At 74.3% G+C, this 24,770-nt stretch carries 25 protein-coding genes; 11 read left to right on the forward strand and 14 right to left on the reverse strand.

What is annotated here, in order from left to right:
- Positions 1-15 precede the first annotated feature (15 nt).
- Entirely contained in the window at positions 16-1,185 is a 1,170-nt protein-coding gene (xylA, locus tag ACN9MM_RS33060) for a xylose isomerase (protein WP_426367396.1), read from the reverse strand.
- A 104-nt stretch (positions 1,186-1,289) separates the two neighbouring features.
- On the opposite strand from xylA, the gene xylB reads away from it, so the two are divergent.
- The 4 genes from xylB to ACN9MM_RS33080 all read left to right on the forward strand — a co-directional run bounded on the left by xylB (position 1,290) and on the right by ACN9MM_RS33080 (position 3,877).
- On the forward strand, positions 1,290-2,768 hold the full coding sequence (gene xylB, locus ACN9MM_RS33065) for a xylulokinase (RefSeq protein WP_426367397.1): 1,479 nt from the start codon (positions 1,290-1,292) through the stop codon (positions 2,766-2,768).
- Positions 2,769-2,856: 88 nt separating this feature from the next.
- Positions 2,857-3,087, forward strand: a complete 231-nt coding sequence (locus tag ACN9MM_RS33070; protein WP_426367398.1) for a hypothetical protein — start codon at positions 2,857-2,859, stop codon at positions 3,085-3,087.
- A gap of 16 nt (positions 3,088-3,103) precedes the next feature.
- A complete protein-coding gene (locus tag ACN9MM_RS33075) occupies positions 3,104-3,388 on the forward strand; it encodes a hypothetical protein (protein ID WP_426367399.1) in 285 nt (94 codons plus the stop codon).
- A gap of 75 nt (positions 3,389-3,463) precedes the next feature.
- A complete protein-coding gene (locus ACN9MM_RS33080; RefSeq protein ID WP_426367400.1) occupies positions 3,464-3,877 on the forward strand; it encodes a cytidine deaminase family protein in 414 nt (137 codons plus the stop codon).
- A gap of 145 nt (positions 3,878-4,022) precedes the next feature.
- Here ACN9MM_RS33080 and ACN9MM_RS33085 read toward each other — a convergent pair whose 3' ends face one another.
- The 6 genes from ACN9MM_RS33085 to ACN9MM_RS33110 all read right to left on the reverse strand — a co-directional run bounded on the left by ACN9MM_RS33085 (position 4,023) and on the right by ACN9MM_RS33110 (position 10,505).
- Complete coding sequence (locus ACN9MM_RS33085) at positions 4,023-4,763, reverse strand: phosphatidate cytidylyltransferase (RefSeq protein ID WP_426368888.1); 741 nt, start codon at positions 4,761-4,763, stop codon at positions 4,023-4,025.
- A gap of 68 nt (positions 4,764-4,831) precedes the next feature.
- Complete coding sequence (locus ACN9MM_RS33090) at positions 4,832-6,616, reverse strand: aminotransferase class I/II-fold pyridoxal phosphate-dependent enzyme (protein WP_426367401.1); 1,785 nt, start codon at positions 6,614-6,616, stop codon at positions 4,832-4,834.
- 179 nt (positions 6,617-6,795) lie between these two features.
- Complete coding sequence (locus ACN9MM_RS33095) at positions 6,796-8,223, reverse strand: amidase (protein WP_426367402.1); 1,428 nt, start codon at positions 8,221-8,223, stop codon at positions 6,796-6,798.
- A gap of 80 nt (positions 8,224-8,303) precedes the next feature.
- A complete protein-coding gene (locus ACN9MM_RS33100) occupies positions 8,304-8,831 on the reverse strand; it encodes a hypothetical protein (RefSeq protein ID WP_426367403.1) in 528 nt (175 codons plus the stop codon).
- A 154-nt stretch (positions 8,832-8,985) separates the two neighbouring features.
- Positions 8,986-9,939 (reverse strand): ketopantoate reductase family protein, encoded by a 954-nt coding sequence (locus ACN9MM_RS33105; protein ID WP_426367404.1) that lies wholly within the window; start codon positions 9,937-9,939, stop codon positions 8,986-8,988.
- Positions 9,939-10,505, reverse strand: coding sequence for a winged helix-turn-helix transcriptional regulator (locus tag ACN9MM_RS33110; RefSeq protein ID WP_426367405.1), 567 nt, complete (start codon positions 10,503-10,505; stop codon positions 9,939-9,941). The genes ACN9MM_RS33105 and ACN9MM_RS33110 overlap by 1 nt, the downstream gene beginning before the upstream one ends.
- Positions 10,506-10,584: 79 nt before the next feature.
- On the opposite strand from ACN9MM_RS33110, the gene ACN9MM_RS33115 reads away from it, so the two are divergent.
- From ACN9MM_RS33115 to ACN9MM_RS33125, 3 genes are all read left to right on the forward strand, one after another.
- Positions 10,585-11,793: an ROK family protein gene (locus ACN9MM_RS33115; protein ID WP_426367406.1), complete on the forward strand. Its 1,209-nt coding sequence runs from the start codon at positions 10,585-10,587 to the stop codon at positions 11,791-11,793.
- A 125-nt stretch (positions 11,794-11,918) separates the two neighbouring features.
- Entirely contained in the window at positions 11,919-13,385 is a 1,467-nt protein-coding gene (locus ACN9MM_RS33120; RefSeq protein ID WP_426367407.1) for an ABC transporter permease, read from the forward strand.
- 45 nt (positions 13,386-13,430) lie between these two features.
- Positions 13,431-14,135, forward strand: coding sequence for an ABC transporter ATP-binding protein (locus ACN9MM_RS33125; protein WP_426367408.1), 705 nt, complete (start codon positions 13,431-13,433; stop codon positions 14,133-14,135).
- Positions 14,136-14,146: 11 nt separating this feature from the next.
- Here ACN9MM_RS33125 and ACN9MM_RS33130 read toward each other — a convergent pair whose 3' ends face one another.
- Entirely contained in the window at positions 14,147-15,097 is a 951-nt protein-coding gene (locus tag ACN9MM_RS33130; RefSeq protein ID WP_426367409.1) for a M23 family metallopeptidase, read from the reverse strand.
- 5 nt (positions 15,098-15,102) lie between these two features.
- Entirely contained in the window at positions 15,103-16,218 is a 1,116-nt protein-coding gene (locus ACN9MM_RS33135) for an SPFH domain-containing protein (protein ID WP_426367410.1), read from the reverse strand.
- Between the two features lie 177 nt (positions 16,219-16,395).
- Between ACN9MM_RS33135 and ACN9MM_RS33140 the strand changes: the two genes are divergently transcribed.
- The gene (locus ACN9MM_RS33140; protein WP_426367411.1) at positions 16,396-17,832 is read left to right on the forward strand and encodes a WGR domain-containing protein; all 1,437 of its coding nucleotides are present in this window, start codon (positions 16,396-16,398) and stop codon (positions 17,830-17,832) included.
- The gene (locus tag ACN9MM_RS33145; RefSeq protein WP_426367413.1) at positions 17,829-18,311 is read left to right on the forward strand and encodes a hypothetical protein; all 483 of its coding nucleotides are present in this window, start codon (positions 17,829-17,831) and stop codon (positions 18,309-18,311) included. The genes ACN9MM_RS33140 and ACN9MM_RS33145 overlap by 4 nt, the downstream gene beginning before the upstream one ends.
- A gap of 22 nt (positions 18,312-18,333) precedes the next feature.
- On the opposite strand, the gene ACN9MM_RS33150 is transcribed toward ACN9MM_RS33145, so the two are convergent.
- From ACN9MM_RS33150 to ACN9MM_RS33160, 3 genes are all read right to left on the reverse strand, one after another.
- Positions 18,334-18,756 carry a DUF350 domain-containing protein gene (locus ACN9MM_RS33150; RefSeq protein ID WP_426367414.1) on the reverse strand — a complete coding sequence of 141 codons (423 nt, stop codon included), beginning with the start codon at positions 18,754-18,756 and terminating at the stop codon, positions 18,334-18,336.
- Between the two features lie 138 nt (positions 18,757-18,894).
- Positions 18,895-19,509 carry an HdeD family acid-resistance protein gene (locus ACN9MM_RS33155; RefSeq protein WP_426367415.1) on the reverse strand — a complete coding sequence of 205 codons (615 nt, stop codon included), beginning with the start codon at positions 19,507-19,509 and terminating at the stop codon, positions 18,895-18,897.
- Between the two features lie 38 nt (positions 19,510-19,547).
- A complete protein-coding gene (locus ACN9MM_RS33160; protein WP_426367416.1) occupies positions 19,548-20,924 on the reverse strand; it encodes a dipeptidase in 1,377 nt (458 codons plus the stop codon).
- Positions 20,925-21,094: 170 nt separating this feature from the next.
- Here ACN9MM_RS33160 and ACN9MM_RS33165 point away from each other — a divergent pair, with 170 nt between their 5' ends.
- Both ACN9MM_RS33165 and opcA read left to right on the forward strand, forming a co-directional pair.
- Positions 21,095-21,616 carry a DoxX family membrane protein gene (locus tag ACN9MM_RS33165; protein ID WP_426367417.1) on the forward strand — a complete coding sequence of 174 codons (522 nt, stop codon included), beginning with the start codon at positions 21,095-21,097 and terminating at the stop codon, positions 21,614-21,616.
- A gap of 80 nt (positions 21,617-21,696) precedes the next feature.
- Entirely contained in the window at positions 21,697-22,608 is a 912-nt protein-coding gene (gene opcA, locus ACN9MM_RS33170; protein WP_426367418.1) for a glucose-6-phosphate dehydrogenase assembly protein OpcA, read from the forward strand.
- A gap of 211 nt (positions 22,609-22,819) precedes the next feature.
- Here opcA and ACN9MM_RS33175 read toward each other — a convergent pair whose 3' ends face one another.
- Both ACN9MM_RS33175 and ACN9MM_RS33180 read right to left on the reverse strand, forming a co-directional pair.
- Positions 22,820-23,587, reverse strand: a complete 768-nt coding sequence (locus tag ACN9MM_RS33175) for a class I SAM-dependent methyltransferase (protein WP_426367419.1) — start codon at positions 23,585-23,587, stop codon at positions 22,820-22,822.
- 31 nt (positions 23,588-23,618) lie between these two features.
- Positions 23,619-24,734 (reverse strand): cytochrome P450 family protein, encoded by a 1,116-nt coding sequence (locus ACN9MM_RS33180; protein ID WP_426367421.1) that lies wholly within the window; start codon positions 24,732-24,734, stop codon positions 23,619-23,621.
- Positions 24,735-24,770 lie beyond the last annotated feature (36 nt).

Below are 24,770 nucleotides of genomic sequence, written 5' to 3' on the forward strand. Positions count from 1 at the left end.
ACCGCGAGGGGTGGCTCAGCGCACGCCGAGCAGGTGCTCCAGGGCCAGTTGGTCCAGGTGCTCGAAGGCCATCGAACGCGCAGCGGCCGCGTCCGGGTCGAACGTCTCGTACGCCGTGGGGTCGGCGAGCAGCCCCGCGAGTCCGTCGGCGGCCGTGGGGACGGCGAGCTCGGGCAGCCGGGACGCGGCGAGCGCCGCGACGACGTCCGGGTCGGCGCGGAAGGCCGCGGCGCGCTCCTTGAGGATCAGGTAGTTCCGCATGCAGTTCCTCGCGGACTCCCACACCCCGTCGAAGCCGTCCGTGCGCACCGGCTTGAAGTCGAAGTGGCGCGGGCCCGCGTAGCCGGCCGTCTCGAGCAGGTCCACCAGCCAGAACGCCTGACGGAGGTCGCCCGCTCCGAAGCGGAAGTCCTGGTCGTACTTGATGCCCGACTGGCCGTTCAGGTCGATGTGGAACAGCTTGCCCGCCCACAGCGCCTGCGCGATGCCGTGCGGGAAGTTGAGCCCGGCCATCTGCTCGTGGCCCGTCTCCGGGTTCACGCCGACGAGCTCGGGGCGCTCCAGGCGCTCGATGAAGGCCAGCGCGTGCCCGATCGTGGGCAGCAGGATGTCGCCGCGCGGCTCGTTCGGCTTGGGCTCGATCGCGAACCGCAGGTCGTAGCCCTGCTCGGTGACGTACGCGCCGAGCAGGTCGAAGGCCTCCTTCATGCGGTCGAGCGCGACCCCGACGTCCTTCGCCGCGCCGGACTCGGCGCCCTCACGGCCGCCCCAGGCGACGTAGGTGGTGGCGCCGAGCTCGACGGCCAGGTCGATGTTGCGGAGGGTCTTGCGCAGGGCGAAGCGGCGTACGTCCCGGTCGTTGGCGGTGAAGGCGCCGTCCTTGAACACGGGGTGGGTGAAGAGGTTCGTCGTCGCCATCGGCACGGCGAGCCCGGTGCGGTCCAGGGCGGCCCGGAAGCGCTTCACGATGGCGTCGCGCCCGGCGTCCGGCGTCCCGAAGGGGATCAGGTCGTCGTCGTGGAAGGTGATGCCGTACGCGCCGAGGGCGGCGAGCCGCTCGACGGCCTCCACGGGGTCGAGGGCGGGGCGGGTGGCCTCGCCGAAGGGGTCGCGGCCCTGCCAGCCGACGGTCCAGAGGCCGAAGGTGAACCGGTCCTCGGGGGTGGGTGCGAAGCGCTCCGGCATGGTGTCTCCCAGGTACTGGCCGACGGATTTGTTTTCTGAGATAACTAATACGGGACGGGCCCGCTTGGCGCCAGCCCCCAAGAGTCGAGAGATGAGGTGAGGACGTGCCCACGAGCCGCTCCGTCGTGATCGGCGTGGACAGCTCCACGCAGTCCACCAAGGCCGTCGCCGTGGACGCCGACACCGGCGAGCTCCTCGGCCTCGGCCGCGCCCCGCACACCGTCACCGGCTCCGCCGGGGCGCGCGAGAGCGACCCGGAACAGTGGTGGACCGCCCTCGCCTCGGCCGTCCGCGCGGCCGTACGGGCCGCGGGCGTCCCCGCGGCCTCCGTCACCGGCATCGCGGTCGCCGGCCAGCAGCACGGCCTCGTCGCCCTCGGCGCCGACGGCCGGCCCCTGCGGCCCGCACTGCTCTGGAACGACACCCGCTCCGCACCCCACGCGGCCGCCCTCGCCACCCGCCTCGGCGGACCCGCGTCCTGGCTGGAACGCACCGGTTCCGTGCCCGTCGCCGCCGTGACCGCCGCCAAGTGGCAGTGGCTGCGCGAGCACGAACCGGAGCGCGCGGAGGCCGTGCGCGGCGTCCGGCTCCCGCACGACCACCTCACCGAGCGCCTCTCCGGCGTCGCCGTCACCGACCCCGGGGACGCCTCCGGCACCGGCTGGTACGGCCCCGCCGCCGGCACCTACGACCCGGAGGTCCTCGACCTCCTCGGCCTGGACCCGGCCCTGCTGCCGGCCGTCGCCCCCTCCGGCGCCACCCGCGCCGGCACCCTCACCCCGGCCGCCGCCGAGGCCCTCGGCCTGCCCCCGACGGTCGTCGTCGCCGCCGGGACCGGCGACAACATGGCCGCCGCCGTCGGACTCGGCCTCGGCGGCGCGGGCCTGCTCGACCACCCGGTCGTCAGCCTCGGCACCTCCGGCACCGTCTTCGCCGCGACCCGCGCCCGCCCCGCCGCCCCCGGACTCGCCGGATTCGCGGCCACCGACGGCACGTACCTCCCGCTCGGCTGCACCCTCAACTGCACGCTCGCCGTCGACCGGTTCGCCACGCTGCTCGGCCTCGACCGCGAGGACGCCGCACCGGGCGGCGGCGTCGTGGTCCTCCCGTACCTGGACGGCGAACGCACCCCCGACCTCCCGCACGCCGCCGGCCTCGTCACCGGCCTCCACCACGGCTCCGCACCGCGCGCGATCCTGGGCGCCGCCTACGAAGGGGCGGCCTTCACCGTCCTGCGCGCCCTCGACGAACTCCTCGCCGCCTGCGGCCTCGACCCGGCCGCGTCCGCCGTACGGGACCGGCCGCTGCGCCTCATCGGCGGCGGCGCCCGCGGCCGGGCCTGGACAGAGACCGTCCGCAGGCTCTCCGGGCGCCCCCTGGTGGTCCCCGCCGCCGAGGAACTCGTCGCCCTGGGCGCCGCGGCCCTCGCCGCGGCGGCCGTCACCGGCGCCGACCCCGTGGCGCTCGCCACCGCCTGGGGCACGGGCACGGGAGAACTCCTTCCCGCGGCCCCACGGGACGAGGAGACCTGGGAACGGATCGCGACCGTGCTCGCCGCGGCGACACCGGTACTGCTCCGCTGACGTCCGTCCCCGGGAGATCGGCCGACAAAAGCCCTGTCCGCGACAGTGATCTCCGGGCTACCCTGCGGCAAAAGACGGGGGAGACACCATGACTTCGCTACTCATCCTGTTCGGCGTCTTCGGCGGCATCGGGGCCCTGCTGATCGTCACCCTGCTCCGCAGGGGCCGCGGCGGGGCCGACACGGTCGACGGAGTACTCCAGGAACAGCAGGCACTGCGGCAGGCCCAGACCGACAAGGTCTCCTTCAACTCCTTCGCCGCCCACAACTCCATGCCGACCGCGAGCGACACGTACGTCCGCCGCGACGGACGGCCCTGACGAGCTCGCGCACGACATGGAGGCCAGACACCAGCCGACGCTGGACGAGATCGAAGAGCGGTTCGTCGCGCTCGTCGACGGCCGTCCGACCCGGGACGAGGCCGACCGCTGGGCCGGGCGGTGGGTGGCCGACGACGGGCTCGTCCGGGGTGACATCTCCTGGTGGGCGCTGAACCTCCTCCACGGCATCGACCTTCCCGCAGACGAGCGCGGCACCTACCCGCACGGCGACGAGCAGCCGGCTGCGTGGCTCGCCGAGCTCAGGCGTCCCCGGACGGGTGCCGGCGCGGAAGATCGATGACGACGAAGAGATACTCGCTTGCGTTCCCTCGTCACTCGGGTCAACGTCTCACGACACCGGACGAAGGCAGAGAGAATGAGCACGCAGACCCCTCCCGTCGACCATGAGCTCATCCAGGCGGCGGCGCACGTCGCTCGCACGCGCTGCCGGGGCGACAACCACACCATGGCAGCCGCGGCCCGCGCCGAGGACGGCCGCATCGTCACCGCCGTGAACGCCTACCACTTCACGGGCGGCCCCTGCGCCGAGCTGGTCCTCATCGGCACGGCAGCCGCCCAGGGCGCCTACGAGCTGGACACGATCGTCGCGGTGGGCGACCGTGACCGAGGGGTCGTTCCCCCGTGCGGCCGGTGTCGCCAGGTCCTCCTCGACTACTTCCCGGCCCTCAAGGTCATCGTCGGCCACGGCGATCGCGTCCGCACCGTCCTCATCAGCGACCTGCTGCCCGAAAGCTACGTCTGGGCCGACCACCAGCTCGACGCCGAGTGACCGCGCTGCTCAGCACGCGCCGGCACCGCCGACCGACGACAGGGCGAAGGACGCCCGGTGCCGCACCAGTCACCACATGATCCGCCGGACGGTGGGGCGGCCGCCCCGGACCCGCTCGGACGGCCGCCTTCGCCCGCACCACGCTTCAGCTGAGCACCAGCAGCACCGCCAGGGCGAAGAGCAGGGAGTCGATGCGGTCGAGGAGGCCCCCGGAGCCGGGAAGCCAGCGGCCGGCGTCCTTCGCCCCGGCACCCCGCTTCACCATCGACTCCAGCAGGTCCCCGAGCGGTCCGCCGACCGCCACGGCCACCGCCGTCTGCCACGTCAGGGACGACAGCACGGCGAGCGCCAGGAGACCGGCCGCCGCCCCGGCCAGCGTGCCGCTCCACCGCTTGGCGGGCGACAGCGCGGAGAGCCGGGGGCCGCCGAGGCGGCGACCGGCGCCGTACGCGACGATGTCGGCGATCGACACGGCCACGAACAGGACGAGGCCCACCGCGCCCGACGGGACGAGACCGGCCAGGACACCCAGCCACACGAGCCCCAGCAGGCCCGCCCCCAGCCGCCGGAGCCCGTTCTCGGCGTCGCCGGACAGCAGGGGCACCCCGGCGATCGCGAGCGCTCCGACCGCCGCGACCCGGAGCACCTCCCCGGGGGCCAGCCAGGCGGCCGCGACGAGCCCGACGACCGCTGCGCCGAGCACCGCCCGGTCCACCGTGCCCAGCCTCAGCAGCCCGCCGAACTCCGCCACCGCGACCACGCCGACCACGGCCGCGAGCACCGCGATCCCCGGCGGCCCGAGCCAGAAGGCGCCGGTGACCACGGGTACGCCGAGCGCCCACACACACCAGCGGACCATCAGCTCACGCCGCCGCGTCGCCGCCACCGCGAGCCCGCCGACCGCCAGGGCGCCACCGAGGTACGGCACGAGACCAGGGACGGTCGTCGCGGTCGTCACGGGGAGACCCCGCCGCCCGGCGCACCCGCCGCGACCGTGACCGGTGTCGGCACCGAGCCCGGCGTACGGAGCGCGTCCAGGGCGCTCCGGCACGCGGCGACGATCCGCGCGTTCTCCTTCGCGTCGCGGACGGCGACGCGGAAGGTCCGCCCCTCGTACGCCGGGGACATCGGCGACAGGTCGCGCAGGTAGACGTCGTGACGCCGGCACTCACGCACCAGCCGGGCCGCGCCCGGTCCGTTCGGCGGCAGGGTCACGGTGAGGAAGTTCGCCAGTCCCTCGTCGACCGAGAAGAACCCGTCGAGCTCCGCGAGTTCGGCGGCGAGCGCCCGTCGCAGCTCTCCGGTACGTGCCCAGCGTTCCGCGTAGTACCCGGGGTCGCGCAGCGCCGTCACGGCGGCCAGCTGGGCCGGCAGGCTCACGGGCCACGGCGGCGTCCAGCGCCTCAGCTCCCCGGCCGTGTCCGGGTCGGCGACCAGGTACGCGGCGCGCATCCCCGACAAGGCGTACATCTTCGAGAGCGACGTGCACACCACGACCCGGGGGTCGACGGCGGCGAGCCCCGCCAGCGACTCCGCGGGATCGACGTAGCCCAGGTACGCCTCGTCGATCCACCACCGGGTCCGCGCGGGAGAGGCCTCGATCACGGCGCGCAGCGCGTCGGCGGGAGCGTGGCGGCCGGTCGGATTGTTCGGATTGACCACCACCACGAGGTCGTACCGCCCGTCCGCGGTCGCGGCGGCGAGCCGGGCGGGATCGAGCAGCCAGCCGTCCTCCCGGCGCAGCCGGAGCCGGTCCACGCGGCAGCCGATCACCCGCTCGGTGACATGGGCGTACTCGCCGTAGCTCGGGTCGAGGAGCAGCACCCGGCTCCCCGGCGTCAGCCACCGGCCGAACGCGCGGAAGATCAGATCGGACGAACCCGCCCCGACGACCAGCGACTCCACCGGCAGCCCGCGCACCCCGGCGATCTCCGCGAGCAGCCCTTCCGCCCCCGTCGGCGGCGAGGTCCGCGCCGCCCACCCCGGATCCTCCGCCAGCACCGCGCGGACCTGAGGAGACGGAGGGAACCAGGCGTCCAGCACGTCGGCCGCGACGACCTCGTGACGGCGGGCCAGCGTCCGGAAGTCCGTACCGATCGCGGAGAAGAAGGCACCGCCGTGCTCGCAGCCGTCCGCGCGCGGAGCGAACTCCACGTCCAACCGCCAGTCGAGGGCCTCCCGCAGGCGCTCCAGGGTCCGGCCGTGACGCTCCCCGACCGTCCTCGTCAGCTCGTCCACGGACCCGCTCAGCACCTCGAACGAGACCGCGCCCGAGCGGACCGTGTGCCCCGACGGCCGCAGCCCGGCGGCGAGATACATGTCGAGGAGATCCGTGCGTCCCATCGCCACCACCCGGCGGCCGCCCCGCGCCGCGACCCAGCGCAGCGCCGCGTACATGAGGAGCGGCGCCGCCGCGGTGGACCGCCAGCGCTCCTCGACGGTCAGGACGCGGATCTCGAACGGCGACTCCTCCGACAGGACCGGCAGCTCCTCGCGCGTCAGGTACTTGTCCAGCGCGTAGCGGCCGACCCACGGCGGGGTGAGGCTGACGAAACCGATCCGCGTCTCCCCGCGCGCGGCCACGAGGTACACGTTGTCGCCGTCGAGCCCGTCGCTCAACCGCCCCGACGGGTGCACCGGATGCTGGCCCAGCTCCTCCGCGTACACCCGGTGCCGCAGTTCGTGGATCCAGTCGCGGTCACCGGGTGTGGCGGTGCGCAGCTGTATGGCGTGGTCCATGCGTGCTCCCTGGGGCGGTCCGGCGTTGGCTCCCCAGCATGGAGAAGCCCGACGGCCGGCACCTGAGTACGTGTACTCACTTCGATCACCGTCGCCGGGGACACGGGGCTCCCAGGACGGGCCGAGGCCTCCCGGGAGCCGCGCTGCCGGTCATCGACGACCGAGGTCCCTCCTGTCGCTCAGAGCGCCGGGCGCCGGGTCCACGGGCGGGCCGCCTCGATCGCCGCCGCCGCGCGGAACACCGTGGCGTCGTCGTACGTGCGGCCGACGAGCTGGACTCCGGTCGGGACACCGGTCGACGCGAAACCGGACGGCACGCTCAGCACCGGGCAGCGGCTGGCGATGTTGAACGCCGTGGTCATGGCGGCCTCCACGTACGAGTCCAGCTCGACGCCGCCGATCACGACCTTGGTCGCGAGGTAGTCGTCGTCGGCCCGCAGCGCGGGGACGGCCGTGGTCGGGCACAGCAGGAGGTCGTAGCGGTCGTGCAGGACGCCGAGCGTCCGCTGCACCGAGGCCTCCAGTTCCAGACCGCGCATGATGCTTCCGGGCTCGCGGACGGCCTCGGCGGTCCGCTCGGCGAAGTCGAGCGCGTACGCGGTGAGCAGGTCACCGTGCTCCTCGGCGACCGAGGCGACGTACGGGCCGAAGACCGAGCCGAAGTGGATCATCGCGGCCTCCATCACGACCGCCCGCGTGATCGGGACCTCCACCTCCTCCACGACCGCCCCGGCCGCGCGCAGGGCCTCGGCGACCGCGCGGGTGTTGGCCTCGACCTCGGGATCGACCGGCCAGTCCCCGAGGGTGACCGACAGCGCCACCCGCAGGCCCTCGACGCCCTCGAAGCGCTCCGGCAGGGTGAACTTCGGGCGCAGGGACACCGCGTCGAGCGGGTGCGGCCCCGCGATGACGTTCTGGAGGAGGGCGCAGTCGGCGACCGTCCGCGCCATCGGGCCGTCGTGGCAGTACGTGTCGAGGTTGAACGGCGCCATCGCCGGCACGCGACCGTACGGCGGCTTGTAGCCGACGGTGCCCGTGAACGAGGCGGGAACGCGGATGGAGCCGCCGATGTCGGAGCCGGTCGCGAGCGTCGTCTCCCCGGCTGCGAGCGCGGCACCGGCGCCGCCCGACGAACCGCCCGGACTGAACTCCAGGTTCCACGGGTTGCGCGTCACGCCCCACAGCCGTGACTGCGTGAAGGCCGCGCAGCTGAACTCCGGGGTGGTCGTGCGCGCGTGCACGATGCCACCGGCGGCCTGCACCCGCTCGACGACCGGGTGCGTCTCGTCGGCGATCTCGTCGCGGAAGGCCAGCGAACCGTCCGTGCTGCGGCGGCCCGCGAGCGGCTGCTCCTCCTTCGTCGCGACCGGCAGCCCCTCCAGCGCCCGGGGCGCCTCCCCCTTGCCCGCGTACCGCGCCTCGGCCTCGCGCGCTCCGGCGAGGGCCAGCTCGAAGGTCCGCTCGGCGAGGGCGTTGACCTTGGACTCGACGGCCTCGGCGCGCGCGATGACCGCGGTCATCAGCTCGACCGGTGACAGCGAGCGGTCGCGGAAGCGGGTCAGGGCCTCGGTGGCCGGTATGTAGGCGAGGTCGGTGGGTTCGGTCATGGTGGGGCCCTTCCTGGGGCGGCGGAGGCTCGTCGCCGGGCGGTGGACCGCCTCGACGGCAGCATCGAACCGCCGTCCGCTCAGCGCGTCAACGATGTTGACGTAAGGCCCCGGCGGCGGTGGTACGCGACGGCCACCGCCGTGAGCAGCGGAGCCCAGGCCAGCAGCGGCAGGTAGCAGGCGTAGAGCAGGGCTTCCTGGAACGGTCCCTCGATGTGGGCGACGGGAGAGTACTCGCTGATACCCGCGTACACCACGTACGTGAACCAGCAGGTGAGGGCCACGAGTCCGAACGCCCCCGCCAGCGCGGCGGAGGTCGCGCCGCGCGCGCCGACCGGGCGACCGCCGAGGAACGGCAGCCGGCGGGGGAACACCTCGCCCCACTCCCGGACCAGGCCCAGCGTCAGGAACGCGAGCAGCTCGGCGAGCACCGTGAGGCCGAGTTGGTACGCGGCCAGGCCGAGCGTCGGATCCTCCACCCGGGCCACCGGCGCGCCGAAGGTGAGGGCGACGCGCCAGATGCCGGAGGGCAGGACGATCAGCGGGACGGCGTGCGCGGCGAGGACGGCCCAGCGGGGCACGTTGGGCAGGGCCTTGAGCTTCATCATGGGAGACAGGCTGCCGTGGGGCGGTGCCCCCGGGCATCGCCTCCGAGGCCGCTCCGCCTCCGCCGCGCGGGGGAGGGGCGCCTCCTCCCCCGCGCGGCGGGTCGGACTCCGGCGGGGGAGCGGTCGGCGGGTCGGTGGGTCAGGTGCCGGTGCGTCAGGCTCCGGCGGTCCGGCGCTGGTGGACGCGCAGGTGCAGGGTCGCCAGGTCGAGGAGCGGCGTCGCCACGCCGAGGGCGCGCGCCCGCGCCGTCAGGTCGCCGAAGAGGTGCTCGACCTCGGTGGGCCGGCCCGCCGCCAGATCGCGGTAGAGGGACGGCACCATCGGCGAACCCGGCGCGGACACCACGGCGAGCGTCGCCGCCCGCTCCTCCTCCGGTACGGGGTGCCCGGCCGCCGCGGCGACCGCGGCGGCCTCGTCGAGCACCGCCGGGCCCAGGGCAGGACCGCCCTCCGCGTCGTACACCTCGCCGACCGTGCCGCGCATCAGACTCGTCACCGCGCCGAACGTCGTGATGAACACCCACTTGTGCCACATCGCCGTGAGGACGTCCGCCGGTACCGGCGCGTCGATCCCCGCGCCCTCCAGGACCTTGCGGATCCGCTCCACGCGCGCGGAGACGGTCCCGGCCGCCGCGTCCTGCTCGCCGAAGGCCAGATGGGCCAGCGGGGCGAGCCGCCGGATGTCGCCCGAGTCGTCGAGAGTGGTGACCACCTTGGCGACGCCGCCGAGCACGGCCGACGCGCCGAAGCGGGCGTTGAGGGCGTCGATGTGGGCGAGGCCGTTGAGGAGCGGTATGACGGCCGTGTCCGGTCCGACGGCGGGCGCCACGTCCTCGATCGCCCGGTCGAGGCCGGTGGACTTCACGGACAGCAGCACGAGGTCGTACGGCTCGCGCAGCTCGTCGGCCGTGACGAGCAGCTCGTCGGCCGTGACGAGACGGGGCTCCACCGTCCATTCCCCGTCCCGGCCCACGACCCGCAGCCCGCGCTCGCGCAGCGCCGCGGCACGGGCCGGGCGGACCAGGAAGGTGACGTCCTCGCCGGAGCGGGCGAGCAGGGCGCCGAAGTAGCCACCGGTGGCACCGGCGCCGACGACCAGGATCTTCATCAGGGTGAACCCTTCGTGGAGCGCCCCGAGGGCGCGGTGGGGAGCAGCGGGGTGAGCAACCGGTGCGGCCGGGCGAGTGCCGCCGTCACCGGGTCGTCGTCCGGGGCCGAGGGGGCGAGCCCGGGGCCGGGGGCGACCAGGAGGTCCTCGACGGGCACGGCCGCGCCGCAGCCCGTGCACAGCCCGTCCGGTGCGACCGGGGACTCGTCCGCCGCGTGCAGGAAGACCCGTCGCGGGCCGCCCCCCGCCGCGTAGAACTCCTCGCCCCAGGTGGTGAGCGCGCGGACGGCCGGCCAGAGCGCGACGCCCTTGGGCGTGAGCCCGTAGACCTCGCGGCGTCCCGTGCCCTCGCCGGGGCGGCGTGTCAGGACGCCGGCCTCGGTGAGGGTGGCGAGCCGGTCGGTGAGGACGGCCCGGGGGACGCCCAGGTGCGCGGCGAACTCGCCGAACCTGCGGACCCCGTAGAAGGCGTCGCGCAGGATCAGCAGCGTCCACCGCTCGCCGACGATCTCCATCGAGCGGGCGAGGGCACAGGTCTGACCGCGGTAGTCGCGCGGAAGCGTCATGGCCGGAGCCTAGCGCAAAATGGTTCGGTCACCGAACTGTTTCATGTGAGCGAATGGGGCGACTAGGCTCTCGCTCACCATGAACCAGCCCACGGGACCCAAGGCCGACAAGTCGGGAGTGCGCCGGCACAACCTGAGCCTCGTCCTGCGGACCGTCCACGAGGCCGGCGAGACGACCCGCGCCGCGGTCGCGGCCCGGGTCGGGCTCACCCGCCCCGCCGTCTCCTCCCTCGTCGAGCAACTCCTCGACCTCGGCTTCCTCGTCGAGAAGGGCAAGACGTTCAGCGGCCAGGCCGGACGCCCGGGCACCGTGCTCACACCGGCCGACACCGGACCCGCCGGCCTCGGCGTCGAGATCAACGTCGACTACGTCACCGTCCGCGTCGTCGACCTGAACGGCACCGACCGCGTCCGCCGCACCGAGCACCTCGACAACCGCGATGCCCCCGCCGCCGACGTCCTCGCCCGCGCCGCGCGCATCGCCGCGGACGCCCTGGACGAGGCCGCCGGACTGCGCCTCGCCCCGGCCGGCGCCGGACTCGCGCTCCCCGGGCTCGTCCGCGACGGGACCGTCAGGCAGGCCCCCAACCTCGGATGGAACGAGGTCCCCGCCGAGGCCCTCTTCGGCAAGGCCCTCGCCGCGCTGCGCCCCGGCACCGCCGGCCTCCCCCTCGCCTCCGACAACGAGGCCAACATGGCGGCCCTCGCCGAGCTGTGGTCCGGCTCCCTCGGCGGGATCCGCACCTTCCTGCACGTCACGGGGGAGATCGGCGTCGGCGGCGCGATCGTCGTCCACGGCGAACTCCTGCGCGGCGCCCACGGCTTCGCCGGCGAGATCGGACACCTCGTCGTCGACGCCGACGGACCGCGCTGCCGCTGCGGCTCCCGCGGCTGCCTGGAGCAGTACGCCGGCCAGGCCGCCCTCCTCGCCTCGGCGGACGCCACCGGCGTCCCGGACCTCGCGCGCCGCGCCGGCGCCGGGGAACCGAACGTCCTCACCGCCCTCGCCGAGGCGGGCCGGATGCTGGGGCGCGCCCTGTCCGGGGCCGTGAACCTCCTCGACCCCGAGGCCGTCGTCCTCGGCGGCATCTATCCGCACCTGATGCCCTGGTTGGCACCGGCCCTCACCGAGGAGCTCTGTGCCCGCGTCGTCTCCGGGCTCTGGACGCCGGACGCGGCGCGTCTGCGCCCGGCGTCCGCCGCCACGGACGCGTCGCGCGGCGCCGCGGCCCTGATCCTCCACGCCGTCCTGGCCGACCCCTTGGCGTACGCGCCGCCGAACAGCTGAGCGCGTGAGCGCCTGACGGGGGCCGACCCGGCCGCCGGGCGCCCGAGCGTACCGGCGCACCGCTCTCATCCCGCTCTCACGACGGCCTTATCCCGTCATCACGTCCCGCACCTAGCTTCGCGCCCATGTTCTTCACCTACCTCCGGCGCGAACTGCGCCGTCGCAGAAGGGCGGCGCTCGTCGTCGCCTCCGGGCTCGCGCTCGGCATCGCGCTGGTCATCGTCGTCAACTCCGTGTCCTCCGGCATGAGCCGCGCCCAGGGCAAGGTCCTGGAATCCCTCTACGGCCTCGGTACGGACCTGACGGTGACCAAGGCGCAGGAGCGGCCCGAGGCCGGTGCGCAGCCCCAGCGGCCCCGGTTCGAGTTCCAGGGCAAGGAGGACGGCAAGGAGCAGAGCAGCGACCGGCTGATGGTCCAGGGCTTCCAGACCCTCGCCGACTCCACCGTCGGCACCGTCGCGAAGCAGCAGGGCGTCGACCAGGCCGTCGGCGGTCTGAGCCTCGTCGACCTGAAGATCAACGGCGAGTTCAAGCGCGGTGAGATCCAGCAGGGCCAGGACGGCCAGACCCGGCGCGGCGGCCCGGGCGGCGGGACCGGCGGCCCCGGCGACACCGTGACCGGCGGCGGCGCGGCCTTCGACGTCGACTCCTTCACGATCTACGGCACCGACGTCACCGCCCCCGGCCTCGGGCCCCTCACCACCTCCACCGTCTCCACCGGCCGCCCCTTCAGGACCACCGAGACCGATGCGAAGGTCGCCGTCGTCGACAGCGCCTACGCGCAGGAGAAGGACCTCTCCGTCGGTGGCGAACTGACCGTCAAGGGCGTCACGTTCGAGATCGTCGGCATCGCGACCGCCGACAGCGGGCAGTCCGCCGCCCAGGTCTACCTGCCCCTCAAGCAGGCGCAGACCCTCTCCGGCTCCGCCGGCAAGGTCACCACGATCTACGTGAAGGCCACCGACTCGACGCGCATCGACGCCGTCAAGACCGCCATCCAGAAGAACGTCTCCGGCACCACCGTCACCACCTCCGCCGACCTCGCGCAGACGGTCTCCGGCTCCCTCGACACCGCCTCCGACCTCGCCTCCGACGTCGGCACGTGGCTCTCGTACGCCGTGCTGCTCGCCGCCGTCCTCGTCGCCGGACTCCTCACCTCCGCCGCCGTCGGCCGCCGCGTCCGCGAGTTCGGCACCCTCAAGGCCCTCGGCTGGAAGAGCGGCCGGGTCACCCGCCAGGTCGTCGGCGAGGCCCTCGTCAACGGCGTCATCGGCGGCGCCCTCGGTATCGCCGTCGGCCTCGCCGGAGCGTACGCCGTCACCGCCGCGAGCCCGACCCTGACCGCCGAACTCGGCGCGGGCGGCGCAGGGTTCGGCGGCGGACGCGGCGGCACGGGCTTCGGCGGCGGCCCCGGCGGAGCCCGTACGGCGGTCGGCAGGACGGTCGACATCGCCCTCACGGCCCCCGTCAGCGTCACCACCGTGGGTCTCGCCGTCCTCCTCGCCCTCGGCGGCGGACTCGTCGCGGGCGCCTTCGGCGCCTGGCGCGCCTCGCGGCTGCGCCCCGCCGACGCGCTGCGCCGCGTCGAATAGCGCCGGCCGCCCGAACACACCCCCACGGACCACAGGAGTCCCACCATGTACGAACTCATCGGCGTCACCAAGCAGTACCGGCGGGGACAGACGAGAGTCGACGCGCTCGCCGGGATCGACCTCACCCTCGACCAGGGGGACCGGCTCGTCATCCAGGGCCCCACGGGCGGCGGCAAGTCGACCCTCCTCCAGATGCTCGGCGGCCTCGACCGCCCCACCTCGGGCCGGGTGCTGCTCGACGGCACCGACCTGGCCTCGCTGTCCGAGCGCCGGCTGACGGCCGTGCGCGGCCAGAACATCGGATTCGTCTTCCAGAGCTTCAACCTCATCCCCACGCTCAGCGCCCAGGAGAACGTGGAGACCGCGCTCGTCCCGCTCGGCGTCAAGGCCGCCGAGCGCCGCACCCGGGCCGCCGAGGCCCTGGAGTCGGTCGGGCTCGGCGAGCGCCTCGGACACCTGCCGTCCGAACTCTCCGGCGGCCAGCAGCAGCGCGTGGCCATCGCCCGCGCCCTGGTCAAGCGGCCGAAGGTGCTGCTCGCCGACGAACCCACCGGCAACCTCGACGAGTCGATGCGCGACGAGATCGTGGACCTGCTCGAAGGGCTCTGCGACGAGCACAAGCTGACCTTCGTGATGGTCACCCACGACAGCGCCGTCGCCCGCCGGGCCCCCCGACTGGCCACGATCCGCAAGGGCCGGATCACGGTCAAGGAGAACCGGCGGGCGGCGACGGACCGCGTCGAGGCCTGACCGGAGCCCCGCTACACGGACACCCCGTGCCGGCGCAGATAGGCCAGCGGGTCGACGTCCGAGCCGAAGTACGGCGTGGTCCGCACCTCGAAGTGCAGGTGCGGACCCGTCACCCGCCCGGTCGCCCCCGACCGCGCGATCCGCTGCCCGCCCGACACGCTCTGCCCGGGCGAGACGTCGATCCGGGAGAGGTGGGCGTACTGGCTGTAGCGGCCGTCCGGGTGGCGGATCACCACCTCGTAGCCGTACGAGCGGTTGTACCCGGCCGTCACCACCCGGCCGGGGCCCACCGCGCGGACCGTCGTGCCGGACGGCACCGCGAAGTCCTGCCCCGTGTGGTAGCCCTTCGACCAGGAGCCGGGCTGCCGGTAGTACCCCGTGAAGACGTACGAGGAGACCGGCGCCGTCCACCCCCGCGAGGAACCGGACGGCGCCGTGGGGGTGGACGGCGCCGGGGGGTGCGCGGGGCGGCCCGTCCGCTGCTCGTACTTCCAGGCGTGACGGGTCCAGTACCAGTGACCGCGTGACTGGTACCAGTAGACCCGGGACTCCCGGTCCCACCCCCGCCGGCCGTGGAAGACCGGTTCCCGGGTGCGCTCGCCGCCGCCCGTCGCCGACTGCCGCCCGGTGCCTCCCGGGGTGCCGGTGCGCTGCGCGTACGTGGCGTGGTGACTGGTCCAGCGCCACTCGCCGGCCGCGTTCCGGAACCAGTACCGGGAGCCGTCCCAGCCCGCGTGCGCCGGGGCGGGCTCGGCGGCGGCCGGTCCCGCGCCGGCGCCCGTCAGGGCGACCACGCCCACGGTCGCGACCACCGCGCGGCGCACGCCGTGCAGGACGCGCGGCCCGCCCGGTGCCCGGCCGGCCCGGGCGGCGTCCACGCAGCCCGCGCACGCGCAGCCCGCGGGTATCTCGTCGGTGAAGGCGGGCACGTCGAACTCGGGGGCCTCGTCGTGGGGTTGCATGATCCTCACTCCTGATGCGGTTCGGCCCGGCCGCCACTCCGGGTGTAGAAGGCCACGGTCAGGTCCTTGACCAGGGCCTGGCGTTCGAAGTCGTCGAGCTCGACGAGCCCGCGCGTGGTCAGTCGCGTGACGGTGTCGTCCACGGCGTCGATCACACCGGTCAGGACGGAGTCCCGGTGCTTGGCGTCGAGGACGGCGATCTGCCGCCGGCGCATGGCGGCGGCCACCTCGGGGGCGTACTCGATACGGGTGGGCTGGGCGGAGAAGACGGCGACGCCGACCGGCCGGCACTCGGCCGCCAGCATCCGGGTCAGGGCGTCGCCGACCGCCTCGGCGTCCCGCAGGGTCGGCGCGTCGCCCCGGAAGGCGTCCGCCGGCAGCTGCGAGAGCACGCGCGCGGTCGCCGCCTCCACCTGCTCGCGCAGATAGCCCAGGTGGTCGTCGACCGCGAGCAGCGCGCGGGCCGTGTCGCGCACCGACCACACGACCAGGACCACCACACGCAGCGCCGAACCCTCCGCGTCGACGACGGCGATGGGTTCGCTGCGCCAGTGCCGCAGCCGTACGTCGATCCGGCGGCGCAGGACGAAGGGGCTGATCCAGACGAGGCCGGTGCGCCGGACGCTGCCCCGGTAGCGGCCGAAGAGCGAGAGCACCCAGGCGGATCCGGTCCGGCCCCGGGTCAGACCGCCGAAGGAGACGACGGCGACGACGAGGCAGCCGGCGACTGCGGCCCACTGCCACGGCGGCAGTTCGGCCGTGCGCAGCGGGCGGGCCCGCCAGAGGGCGGAGGCGACGCCCGCGAGTGCGGTGAGACCGGTGGCGACGGCGACCCAGCCGGGGAGGGCGGTGCCGGGACGCTCCGTCAGATCGGGCTCGTCGGGCGGCGGCCGGCGGGGCAGGGTGACGGACGCGGTGGGAGTCCCGGCCGTCTCCTCGCCCGAGCGGGGCAGGGCCCGGGTGGGGCGGGACGGGTCGGTCCGGAAGGGGTCGGGCCGAGACGGGTCGGGCCGAGACGGGTCGGGTCGAGACGGGTCCGACCGGAAGAGGTCGTTCATCGGTATGCCGTCCGTGTGCCGGCGGACGCGGACGGGCAGGGGCCGTTTCTGCAGCTCGGTCATGAGGCCCTTCCGGCCGTTCGTGGGGTGACGGCTCGTCGGATGATCTTCACGCACCATGGTCACAGGGGTGAATGTCCGGAATGCCACTACGAAGGTCCTGAATGTCCGGGCCTTTGGTCCCCTGGGCCAAAGCCTCACCGCGGGCCGTTGTCAGTGGTGGCCCCTACCGTTTTCACCATGACGACGACGACCTATCTGGAGCTGTCGCAGGACGGCGGCGGTGCCCACAAGTTCTACGAAGTGACCGTCGAGGACCTCGCGGTGTCGGTCCGTTACGGCCGGATCGGCTCGGACGGCCAGACCCAGCGCTCCACGTTCCCGACGGCGGCGAAGGCCCAGGCCGCCGCGGCGAAGAAGATCGGCGAGAAGGTCCGCAAGGGATACGCCCCGGCGGTCCCGGGGCAGCGCGCCGCGCGCCCCGTGACGCGCCGCGAGGTCACCTCCGCGCCCTCCACCGCGCGGGCCGTCGCCCCCGTCCTGTGGCGTTTCCGCACCGGCTCGGCCGCCTTCGGAATCCACGTCGACGAGGAGCGCTGCTGGGTGGGCAACCAGGCGGGGGACGTGTTCACGCTCGACCGCACCGGCGAGGTCCAGGCCCGGTTCAGCCTGCCGGACGGCGTCAAGTGCCTGGTGGCCGACGACTTCTGGATCTACGCGGGCTGCGACGACGGCAAGGTGTACGACCTGTCGTCCAAGCTGCCCTTCGCCGCGTACGACATCGCCACCGACGTCGACATCTTCTGGCTCGACATCCACGAGGGCGTCCTGCACGTCGCCGACCGCTCCGGCCGGCTCACGGTCATCGACCACGAGGACGAACACCAGTGGGCGCGCTCCGGCGCCGGCGAGCACGCGTGGATGGTCCGCGCCGACGGGGACGCCGTCTACTACGGCGACACACGGGGCGTCGCCGCCCACGCGCCGGACGGTGGCGGCGAGCTGTGGCACACGGCGACCGAGGGCGGGGTCCTCTTCGGCTGGCAGGAGGACACCGCGGTGTACGCGGGCACGTCCCGCAAGAAGGTGCAGCGGATCGCGAAGAGGGACGGGCGCGTGGAGGCGGTGTACTCCTGCGACAGCCCGGTGTACTCCTGCGCCACCTCGCCCGGCGGCCGGTTCGTCTTCGCGGCCGACTCCGCGTCCTCCGTCTACTGCTTCGCGGAGGACGGCACCCGGCTGTGGAAGCTGGGCACGGGCGGCGGTTCGGCGCTCTCCATGCAGTACCGGGACGAGCGGCTCTACCTGGTGACCACGGACGGCTCGCTGGTCTGCGTGGACGCCAGCGAGGCGGCGATCGAGGCCGCCCAGCGGGGCACGGTGCCGGTCGCGCGGGACGTCAAGCTCGCCGCGGCCCTGCCGGTGTACGAGCCGGCGACGACCGTGACCGCCGTGACCGCCGTGAGCGACGCCCCGGCCGGCTCGGTGGTCGTCGAGTGCGTGACCGAGGCGGGCAGGACCCGGGTGCGGGTCGTCTCGCAGGGGTACGACTCCGCGTGGAACGTGCAGTTCCCGCGCGCGATCCGGCAGCCCGGCGCGCGGTACGTGGTGGATGCCCTGCACCCGGCCGCGGGCGGGTTCTACCGGGTCCGCGGCGACATCCGGCGGCTGCTGTGACGACCGGCGCGGGCAGCGGCCCGGGCGTGTTCGAGGCGGCCACCGGCGACGGGCCGCCGCTTCCCCCCGACGGGGCCGAGCAGCGGTCGCGGGAGATCCGCGCGGCCGTCGACGGGCTGCTCCAGATCAGACGGCTGACCCTGCTCCGGGGCGGCGACCCGAGGGCCGTGCCCGCCGACTGGGAGCGCCGCCGGCCGGTCCGGGCGGTGGCCCTCGCCCTGGAGTCCGGTGGCATCACGCCCTCGTCCGTGGACCCCTCCGGGGCGCGGCTCTCCACCGGGTACCGGGTCACGGCGGGGGAGCGTCCCGGAACGGCCGTGGTGGAGTGGCTCGGCCCGCCCGGGGCGGGCGCCGCCGGGGAGGAGACGGCGGCCCTGGGGGCGTGCGTGCCGGTCCTGGCGCGGCTCGGCTGGGACGCCCTGCTCTACAAGGGGCCGCGCGGCCGGCGCTTCCTGGAGGTGGAGCCGCTGGAGTCCTGAAGGGCCGGACGCGGGGCGGGGATCAGGCGATCGAGGCGGAGACGATCGCCGAGACCGCGAGGTTGCAGGAGGCGGTCACCCAGACCGCCGGGTGCGGTTCGGGGGCGACGAGCGTGGCGCCCAGCTTCCCGGGCGTGACCAGGTCGACGACGAGGAAGGCCACCGCCATCATCACCAGGCCGAGCAGACCGAACGCGGCCGTCGAGACGAGGCCCTTGCCGAAGTCGTCGTACGTCGTCCAGATCGACGTGAAGACGATGCCGCCGACGCCGAGGAGCGCCGAGCTCAGCAGCGTCGCGGCGTTGCGGTTGCGGTCCTCCCAGATCTGGCGCCCGAGCTTGCCGGGGGTCAGCAGGTCCACGAGCACGATGCCGAGGATCAGCAGGACCACGCCGAGGGCGCCGTAGGCGCCGGCCCGGCCGAGGCCGTTGACGATGTCGCTCATGAAGTGCCGGCTCCGAAGGGTCGCGATCGCGGGGGATCGGTGGTCAAGGACCGGCAAAATGTAGCGCACCCGTCAAGAACGCCCGCCGCCCGCCCGGAGACCGGGCGGGCGGCGGGAGGTCGGCCGGGGAAGGGACGGTCAGGCGCCCGCCGGGAGGTCCTTGGCGCGGGACCGGACCATGAAGGCCGTGACGCTCTCGGTCACACCGACGACGAGCAGCCAGATGCCGCCGAGGACCGTGAGCACCGCCGCCGACTCCAGCGGGGACACGATCAGCACGATTCCGGCGAGCGCGCTGACGATGCCCAGGAAGATCTGCCAGCCGCGCGCCGGGGTCGCCGGGTCGGAGGCGGCCGCCACCGCCTGCATGATGCCGCGGAAGAGCCAGCCGATCCCGATCCACAGCGCGAGCAGCAGGATCGACTGCGTCGCGCCCCGGAAGCAGAAGAGACCGAGCAGGATCGACAGCGCGCCGCTGATGAAGGCCATGACGCGCAGCGCCGTGGTGGCGTGCGTGCCGAAGGCGGCGACCAGTTGCACCACGCCGCTGAGCAGCAGGTACACGCCGAAGAGCACCCCCACCACCTTCAGGGTGGCCTCGGGCCAGGCCAGGACCAGGACGCCGAGGACCAGCGAGACGAGCCCGGCGACGAGCAGGGCCTGCCAGGCGAAGCCCGCCAGCATCCCCAGCGGACCGGGTGGCACCTCCGCCCGGGTGGAGCGGTCGTGCGGACTGCCGTGAGTCTGTGTCATGGGACGCAACCGGTCCTTTCGTTGCGGGTGTCGGCGGTTCAGAGCGGGGCGGCGTAGGAGCGCAGGAAGAGGGCCTCGGCCAGCGCCATGTGCTCGATCTCGGAGGGGTCCACGCTCTCGTTCGGCGCGTGGATGAGACAGCCCGGTTCCTCGACCCCGATCAGGGCGATCTCCGCCTCCGGGAAGTGCGCGGCGAGCACGTTGCACAGCGGGATCGACCCGCCCTGCCCCGACTGGACCATGTCCTTCCCGTACGCCTCGCGGAGCGCCGCGCCCAGGGCCCGGTAGGCGGGTCCGTCGGTGCGGGCCCGGAAGGGCTGGCCGACGCTCTCCGGCTCCACCTCCACCCGGGCACCCCACGGGGCGGCCGAGATCAGATGGTCGGTGAGCGCGCGCCGGGCGTCGTCCGCGTCGATCCCCGGCGGCACGCGCAGGCTGACCCTGGCCCGTACCTTCGCCTGGATCGCGGCCGAGGAGCCCACCACCGGCGGGCAGTCGATGCCGAGGACGGTGACGGCGGGCCGGGCCCACAGCTCGTCGGCGACCGAGCCCGTGCCGACGAGGGACACCCCGTCCAGGACGCCCGCGTCGGTGCGGAACTGTTCGTCCGGGTAGGCGACGCCGTCCCAGACTCCGTCGCCGGCGAGTCCCTTGACCACCGTGTTGCCGTGCTCGTCGCGGAGGCCGTCGAGGATCCGGACGAGCGCCGCCAGCGCGTCGGGCGCCGGGCCGCCGAACATGCCCGAGTGCATCTCGCCCTTGAGGGTGGAGACGGTGACGACGACGTTGGTGAGTCCGCGCAGGGAGGTGGTGGTGGTGGGCAGGCCGAGCGCGAAGTTGCCGGTGTCGCAGACCAGCAGGGTGTCGGCGGCGAAGAGCTCGGGTTGCAGCGGCACGAGCTGCTCCAGGCCGCCCGTCCCCTGCTCCTCCGAACCCTCGGCCACGAACTTGATGTTCACGGGGAAGCCCCGGCCCTCCGGCCCGCCGAGCGCGCGCAGCGCCGTCAGGTGCATGGCGATGTTGCCCTTGCAGTCGGCGGCGCCGCGCCCGTACCAGCGCCCGTCGCGCTCGGTCAGTTCGAAGGGCGGGGTCCGCCAGGCCGCGTCGTCGAGGGGCGGCTGCACGTCGTAGTGGCAGTAGAGCAGCACCGTCGGCGCCCCCTCGGGCCCCGGCGCGTGACCCACCACCGCGTCCGTGCCGTCCGGGGTCGTCACCCGGCGCATGTCCCGCAGTCCGGCCTCCGTGAAGGCCCGTACGAGGAAGTCGGCGGTCCTGGCGCACTCCTCCGGCGGAAACTGGCGCGGGTCGGCGACCGAGCGCATCGCCACCAGCGCGGTCAGGTCCTCCTTCGCCCGGGGCATCAGCGCCCGGACCTTCTCCCGCAGCGCTGCGGTCTCGGTGGACTCGGCGGACATGCGTACCCACTTCCCTCGGGGGCGAAAGCCCACTCAGTCAAGCAACAGTGGGCAAACGCCGCAAAACATGACTCAAGTGGCCTATTCGGTGTGGGCTTCGGAGGGCGACCGGGAGCGATCCGGACGAGAGTGGACGGCGTACGCCACCGCCGACGGCATCTGGAGAACCCATGGCCCACCCCAACCGACGCGATCTCGGGCTGCTCGTGCTCAGGGTCGGCACCGGTGCCGTGCTCGCCGCGCACGGCACGCAGAAGCTCCTCGGCTGGTTCGGGGGAGGCGGCATCGAGGGCACCGCGAAGGGGATGGAGGCCATGGGCTTCCACCCGCCCCGGGAGAGCGCGATCGCCGCCGGACTCGGCGAGGCGGGCGGCGGCGTCCTCCTCGCCCTCGGCCTCGCCACCCCGGCCGCCGGCGCCGCCGCGGCCGGAGCCATGGCGGGGGCCGTCGCCGTGCACGCCCCGGCCGGCTTCTTCGCCCAGGGCGGAGGCTACGAGTACCCGGCCTTCCTCGGCTTCACCGCCGCCGCGATCGGCATCGCGGGCGCCGGACGCTACTCCCTGGACCACGCCACCGGACACGTCCTCGACCGCCCCTGGGTGGTCGTCACCGCCTTCGTCGGCACGGCGATCGCCGCCGCGGCCGTCGTCGGCCGCCGCGCCCAGGAACAGGCTTCCGCCGAACCGGAGTAGACCGCGCGAGGGGGGGACCCGCACACGGGGGCCGCGCGGGAGGGTTAGGCTCGCCGCAGAGGAAGGGACGGGCGCCGCACATGAAGATCGATCTGACGGACACCGACTCCAGCAAGATCAACAAGGCGATCCTGCAGGGTCGCAGGGCCGTCGGCACCCCCGCCGTCGGCGCCGTGCTCACCCTCCTCGTCGTCACCGACGAGGAGAACGCCTACGACTCCGTCAAGGCGGCCAACGAGGCCTCCCGGGAACACCCCTCCCGCACCCTCGTCGTCATCAAGCGCCATGCCCGCACCCCCCGGGAGCGGTACGAGACCCGCCTCGACGCCGAGGTCCGGCTCGGCACCGACGCCGGCTCGGGCGAGACGGTCCTGCTCCGGCTCTACGGCGAACTCGGCGCCCGCGCCGACTCCGTGGTCCTGCCGCTGCTCCTGCCGGACGCCCCCGTCGTCGTCTGGTGGCCCGTCGACGCCCCCGAGGTGCCCTCCCGGGACCCGCTCGGCTCGCTCGCGCAGCGCCGCATCACCGACATGTACGCGGTCGAGGACCCCCTCGCCGCCCTGGAGAAGCGCTCCGCCTCGTACGCCCCCGGCGACACCGACCTCGCCTGGACCCGGCTCACCCCGTGGCGCTCGATGCTCGCCGCGGCCCTCGACCAGGCGCCGCTCGCCGTCACCTCCGCCGCGGTCGAGAGCGAGGCGGAGAACCCCAGCGCCGAGCTCCTCGCCCGCTGGTTCGAGGTCCGGCTCGGCGTCCCCGTCGACCGGGTCGTCACCGACGGGCCCGTCGTCACGGCCGTCCGCATGGGCACCACCGACGGGGAGATCCGCATCGACCGGCCCGAGGGCCCGGTCGCGCGGCTCGCCATCCCCGGCCAGCCCAGCAGGGTCCTCGCCCTGAAGGTCCGGACCACCGCGGAGCTGATCGCCGAGGAGCTGCGGCGCCTGGACCCGGACGAGGCCTACGCGGCGGCGCTGCGCGGCCGAGTCTGACGGGCCCCGGCCCTGTGGGCCGTCCGTTCCCGGCGGGGCGGCGCGCCGGCCACCCGCGTGCCCGCGTCCGGCCGGGCCTTCGCCCGCTGCCCGTGTGGGCAATCGTCCCGCGGGGCGGGACGGGTGGGCACCGCCCTCGCGGAACGATTGCCCACAACGGGGCGGGCGCCGACCCGGCGGAACGCATGGCCACAGTGGGTGGGCGTGTCCGTCAGGCCCGGCGGGTGAAGGTCAGGACGACGTCCGCCCCCTGCCTGACCCGGGGGCCGTCCGGGTCGGGCAGGGCGAGCAGGCGCGACCTGGTCTCGTCGACCAGACGGGTCGCCTCACCGCCCACCGCCCACGCCCCGGTGAACAGACCGCGCGTCAGTGACGCGGCCATCGCCCGCGGCGACACCTCGAACGACGTGGGGCGCTCCGAGGCCGTCCCCTCGTAGACGAGGCCGTGGGCCGCGGCGATCGGGGCCAGCCGGTCCGGGTCGTCGCGGCGGCTGCCCTCCGGATCCAGGGCGTCCTCCAACTCCCCGACGAGGACGCCGATGTCGTCCGTCGGGCGCGTTCCGCCCGCCGGGATCACCAGATAGCGTCCGCCCGGCCGCAGGATCCGCGCCACCTCGGCCATGACGGCCCGGTTGTCGGGTCCCGCGTGCAGGAGCCAGGTCGACACCGCCTGGTCCACCGATCCGGTCCGCACCGGCAGGCGGCAGGCGTCGGCGACCGCCACCCGCGCCCCCAGCCGGGCCCGTGCCCGCGCGAGCATCCCCGGCGAGAGGTCGAGCCCGTGCACGGTGTGTCCGAGCGCGGTCAGTTCGGCCGCGACGATGCCGGTGCCCACGCCGACGTCGAGCACCGGGCGGCCCGGGTCGAGCAGCGGTGCCAGCATCGCGGCGAAGCCCGCCGCCCGTTCCGTACCGCCGCGCGACTCGTCGTACCCCGGGGCGATCTCGTCGAACTCCGCGGGGGCGGAAGCCGTTCCCATGTGCCTGTGTCCTTTCGTCCGTCGCCGCCGGTCAGGACTCGGGCGTGAAGGTCACGGGCAGCGTCGCCATGCCGCGCAGGATGCCCTCGCGGCGGCTCAGGTCCGCGTCCGGGTCGGCGAGCCGGAGGTCGGGGAAGCGCCGCAGCAGGGTGCCGATGGCGATCCTGGCCTCCGCGCGGGCCAGCGGGGCGCCCAGGCAGAAATGCACACCATGGCCGAAAGCGAGCTGTTGCGGCACCTCGCGGCGTGCCACGTCGAGGATGTCGGCGCGGTCGTATCGCGCCGGGTCACGGTTGGCCGCGGCGAGCCCGATGATGATCATCTCGCCGGGCGGGACGGTGACGCCGCCGATCTCGTACGCGTCGACCGTGAAGCGTGCGACACCCCGGCTCACCGGGCCCTCGAAGCGCAGGAGTTCCTCGATCGCGCCGGGCAGCAGCGAGGGGTCGTCGCGCAGCGCGGCGAACTGCTCCGGGTGACGCAGCAGTGCGTGGACGCCGTTCGCGATGAGGCTCGCCGTCGTCTCGTGGCCGGCGAGCGTGAGCAGGATGGCCATGGCCGTCAGCTCGCGGTCGCTGATCTTCTCCTCGGCCTGCGCGGCGCAGAGCGCGCTCAGCAGGTCGTCCTTGGGGTCCGCCTTGCGCGCCGCGATCAACGGCTCGAAGAACTCGGTGAGTTCGGCGCGGGCCACGGCCCCCTTGGCGAGTCGCTCGGGGGTGTTGGGCGGCATGATGAGACCGACCGCGAGCCGGGCGAAGTCCGGCTGTCCCTCGGCCGGGATGCCGATGAGCTCGCTGAGCACCGCCATCGGCAGCGGCAGTGCGAACTCGGAGACGAGGTCGGCGGATCCGCGCTTCGCGATCGCGTCGAGGAAGGCGTCGGTGTGCGCCTGGACGCGGGGCGCGAGCGCCTCCACGCGGCGGAAGGTGAAGGCCTTCGAGACGAGGTTGCGCAGCCGGGTGTGGTCCTCGCCGTTGGCCACCAGCATGCTGGCCATCAGGACGTTGGTGCGCTCCTGGTGGGCCATCTCCTCCTCCAGCCCGTTGACCCCGACGGGACTGCTGCTGAGGCGCGGGTCGGTGAGCGCGGCGACCGCCTCGTCGTAACCCGTGACCATCCAGACTTCAAGAGTGGGATTCAGCCGCACGCGCTGGACGACTCCGTGCTCACGGATGCGTTCGAA

It is taken from the genome of Streptomyces sp. E-08 (genome assembly GCF_049913095.1).
Lineage (GTDB): Bacteria > Actinomycetota > Actinomycetes > Streptomycetales > Streptomycetaceae > Streptomyces.

What these genes read in the sequence shown, in the direction of transcription:
- ACN9MM_RS33120 (WP_426367407.1), top strand. Translation starts at nt 11,919, where the DNA reads ATGTTCTTCACCTACCTCCGGCGCGAACTGCGCCGTCGCAGAAGGGCG.
- ACN9MM_RS33140 (WP_426367411.1), top strand. Translation starts at nt 16,396, where the DNA reads ATGACGACGACGACCTATCTGGAGCTGTCGCAGGACGGCGGCGGTGCC.
- ACN9MM_RS33155 (WP_426367415.1), bottom strand. Translation starts at nt 19,509, where the DNA reads ATGACACAGACTCACGGCAGTCCGCACGACCGCTCCACCCGGGCGGAG.
- ACN9MM_RS33075 (WP_426367399.1), top strand. Translation starts at nt 3,104, where the DNA reads ATGGAGGCCAGACACCAGCCGACGCTGGACGAGATCGAAGAGCGGTTC.
- ACN9MM_RS33095 (WP_426367402.1), bottom strand. Translation starts at nt 8,223, where the DNA reads ATGACCGAACCCACCGACCTCGCCTACATACCGGCCACCGAGGCCCTG.
- ACN9MM_RS33100 (WP_426367403.1), bottom strand. Translation starts at nt 8,831, where the DNA reads ATGATGAAGCTCAAGGCCCTGCCCAACGTGCCCCGCTGGGCCGTCCTC.
- ACN9MM_RS33105 (WP_426367404.1), bottom strand. Translation starts at nt 9,939, where the DNA reads ATGAAGATCCTGGTCGTCGGCGCCGGTGCCACCGGTGGCTACTTCGGC.
- ACN9MM_RS33080 (WP_426367400.1), top strand. Translation starts at nt 3,464, where the DNA reads ATGAGCACGCAGACCCCTCCCGTCGACCATGAGCTCATCCAGGCGGCG.
- ACN9MM_RS33175 (WP_426367419.1), bottom strand. Translation starts at nt 23,587, where the DNA reads ATGGGAACGGCTTCCGCCCCCGCGGAGTTCGACGAGATCGCCCCGGGG.
- ACN9MM_RS33125 (WP_426367408.1), top strand. Translation starts at nt 13,431, where the DNA reads ATGTACGAACTCATCGGCGTCACCAAGCAGTACCGGCGGGGACAGACG.
- ACN9MM_RS33090 (WP_426367401.1), bottom strand. Translation starts at nt 6,616, where the DNA reads ATGGACCACGCCATACAGCTGCGCACCGCCACACCCGGTGACCGCGAC.
- ACN9MM_RS33070 (WP_426367398.1), top strand. Translation starts at nt 2,857, where the DNA reads ATGACTTCGCTACTCATCCTGTTCGGCGTCTTCGGCGGCATCGGGGCC.
- ACN9MM_RS33130 (WP_426367409.1), bottom strand. Translation starts at nt 15,097, where the DNA reads ATGCAACCCCACGACGAGGCCCCCGAGTTCGACGTGCCCGCCTTCACC.
- ACN9MM_RS33135 (WP_426367410.1), bottom strand. Translation starts at nt 16,218, where the DNA reads ATGACCGAGCTGCAGAAACGGCCCCTGCCCGTCCGCGTCCGCCGGCAC.
- ACN9MM_RS33165 (WP_426367417.1), top strand. Translation starts at nt 21,095, where the DNA reads ATGGCCCACCCCAACCGACGCGATCTCGGGCTGCTCGTGCTCAGGGTC.
- ACN9MM_RS33110 (WP_426367405.1), bottom strand. Translation starts at nt 10,505, where the DNA reads ATGACGCTTCCGCGCGACTACCGCGGTCAGACCTGTGCCCTCGCCCGC.
- ACN9MM_RS33160 (WP_426367416.1), bottom strand. Translation starts at nt 20,924, where the DNA reads ATGTCCGCCGAGTCCACCGAGACCGCAGCGCTGCGGGAGAAGGTCCGG.
- opcA (WP_426367418.1), top strand. Translation starts at nt 21,697, where the DNA reads ATGAAGATCGATCTGACGGACACCGACTCCAGCAAGATCAACAAGGCG.
- xylA (WP_426367396.1), bottom strand. Translation starts at nt 1,185, where the DNA reads ATGCCGGAGCGCTTCGCACCCACCCCCGAGGACCGGTTCACCTTCGGC.
- ACN9MM_RS33150 (WP_426367414.1), bottom strand. Translation starts at nt 18,756, where the DNA reads ATGAGCGACATCGTCAACGGCCTCGGCCGGGCCGGCGCCTACGGCGCC.
- ACN9MM_RS33115 (WP_426367406.1), top strand. Translation starts at nt 10,585, where the DNA reads ATGAACCAGCCCACGGGACCCAAGGCCGACAAGTCGGGAGTGCGCCGG.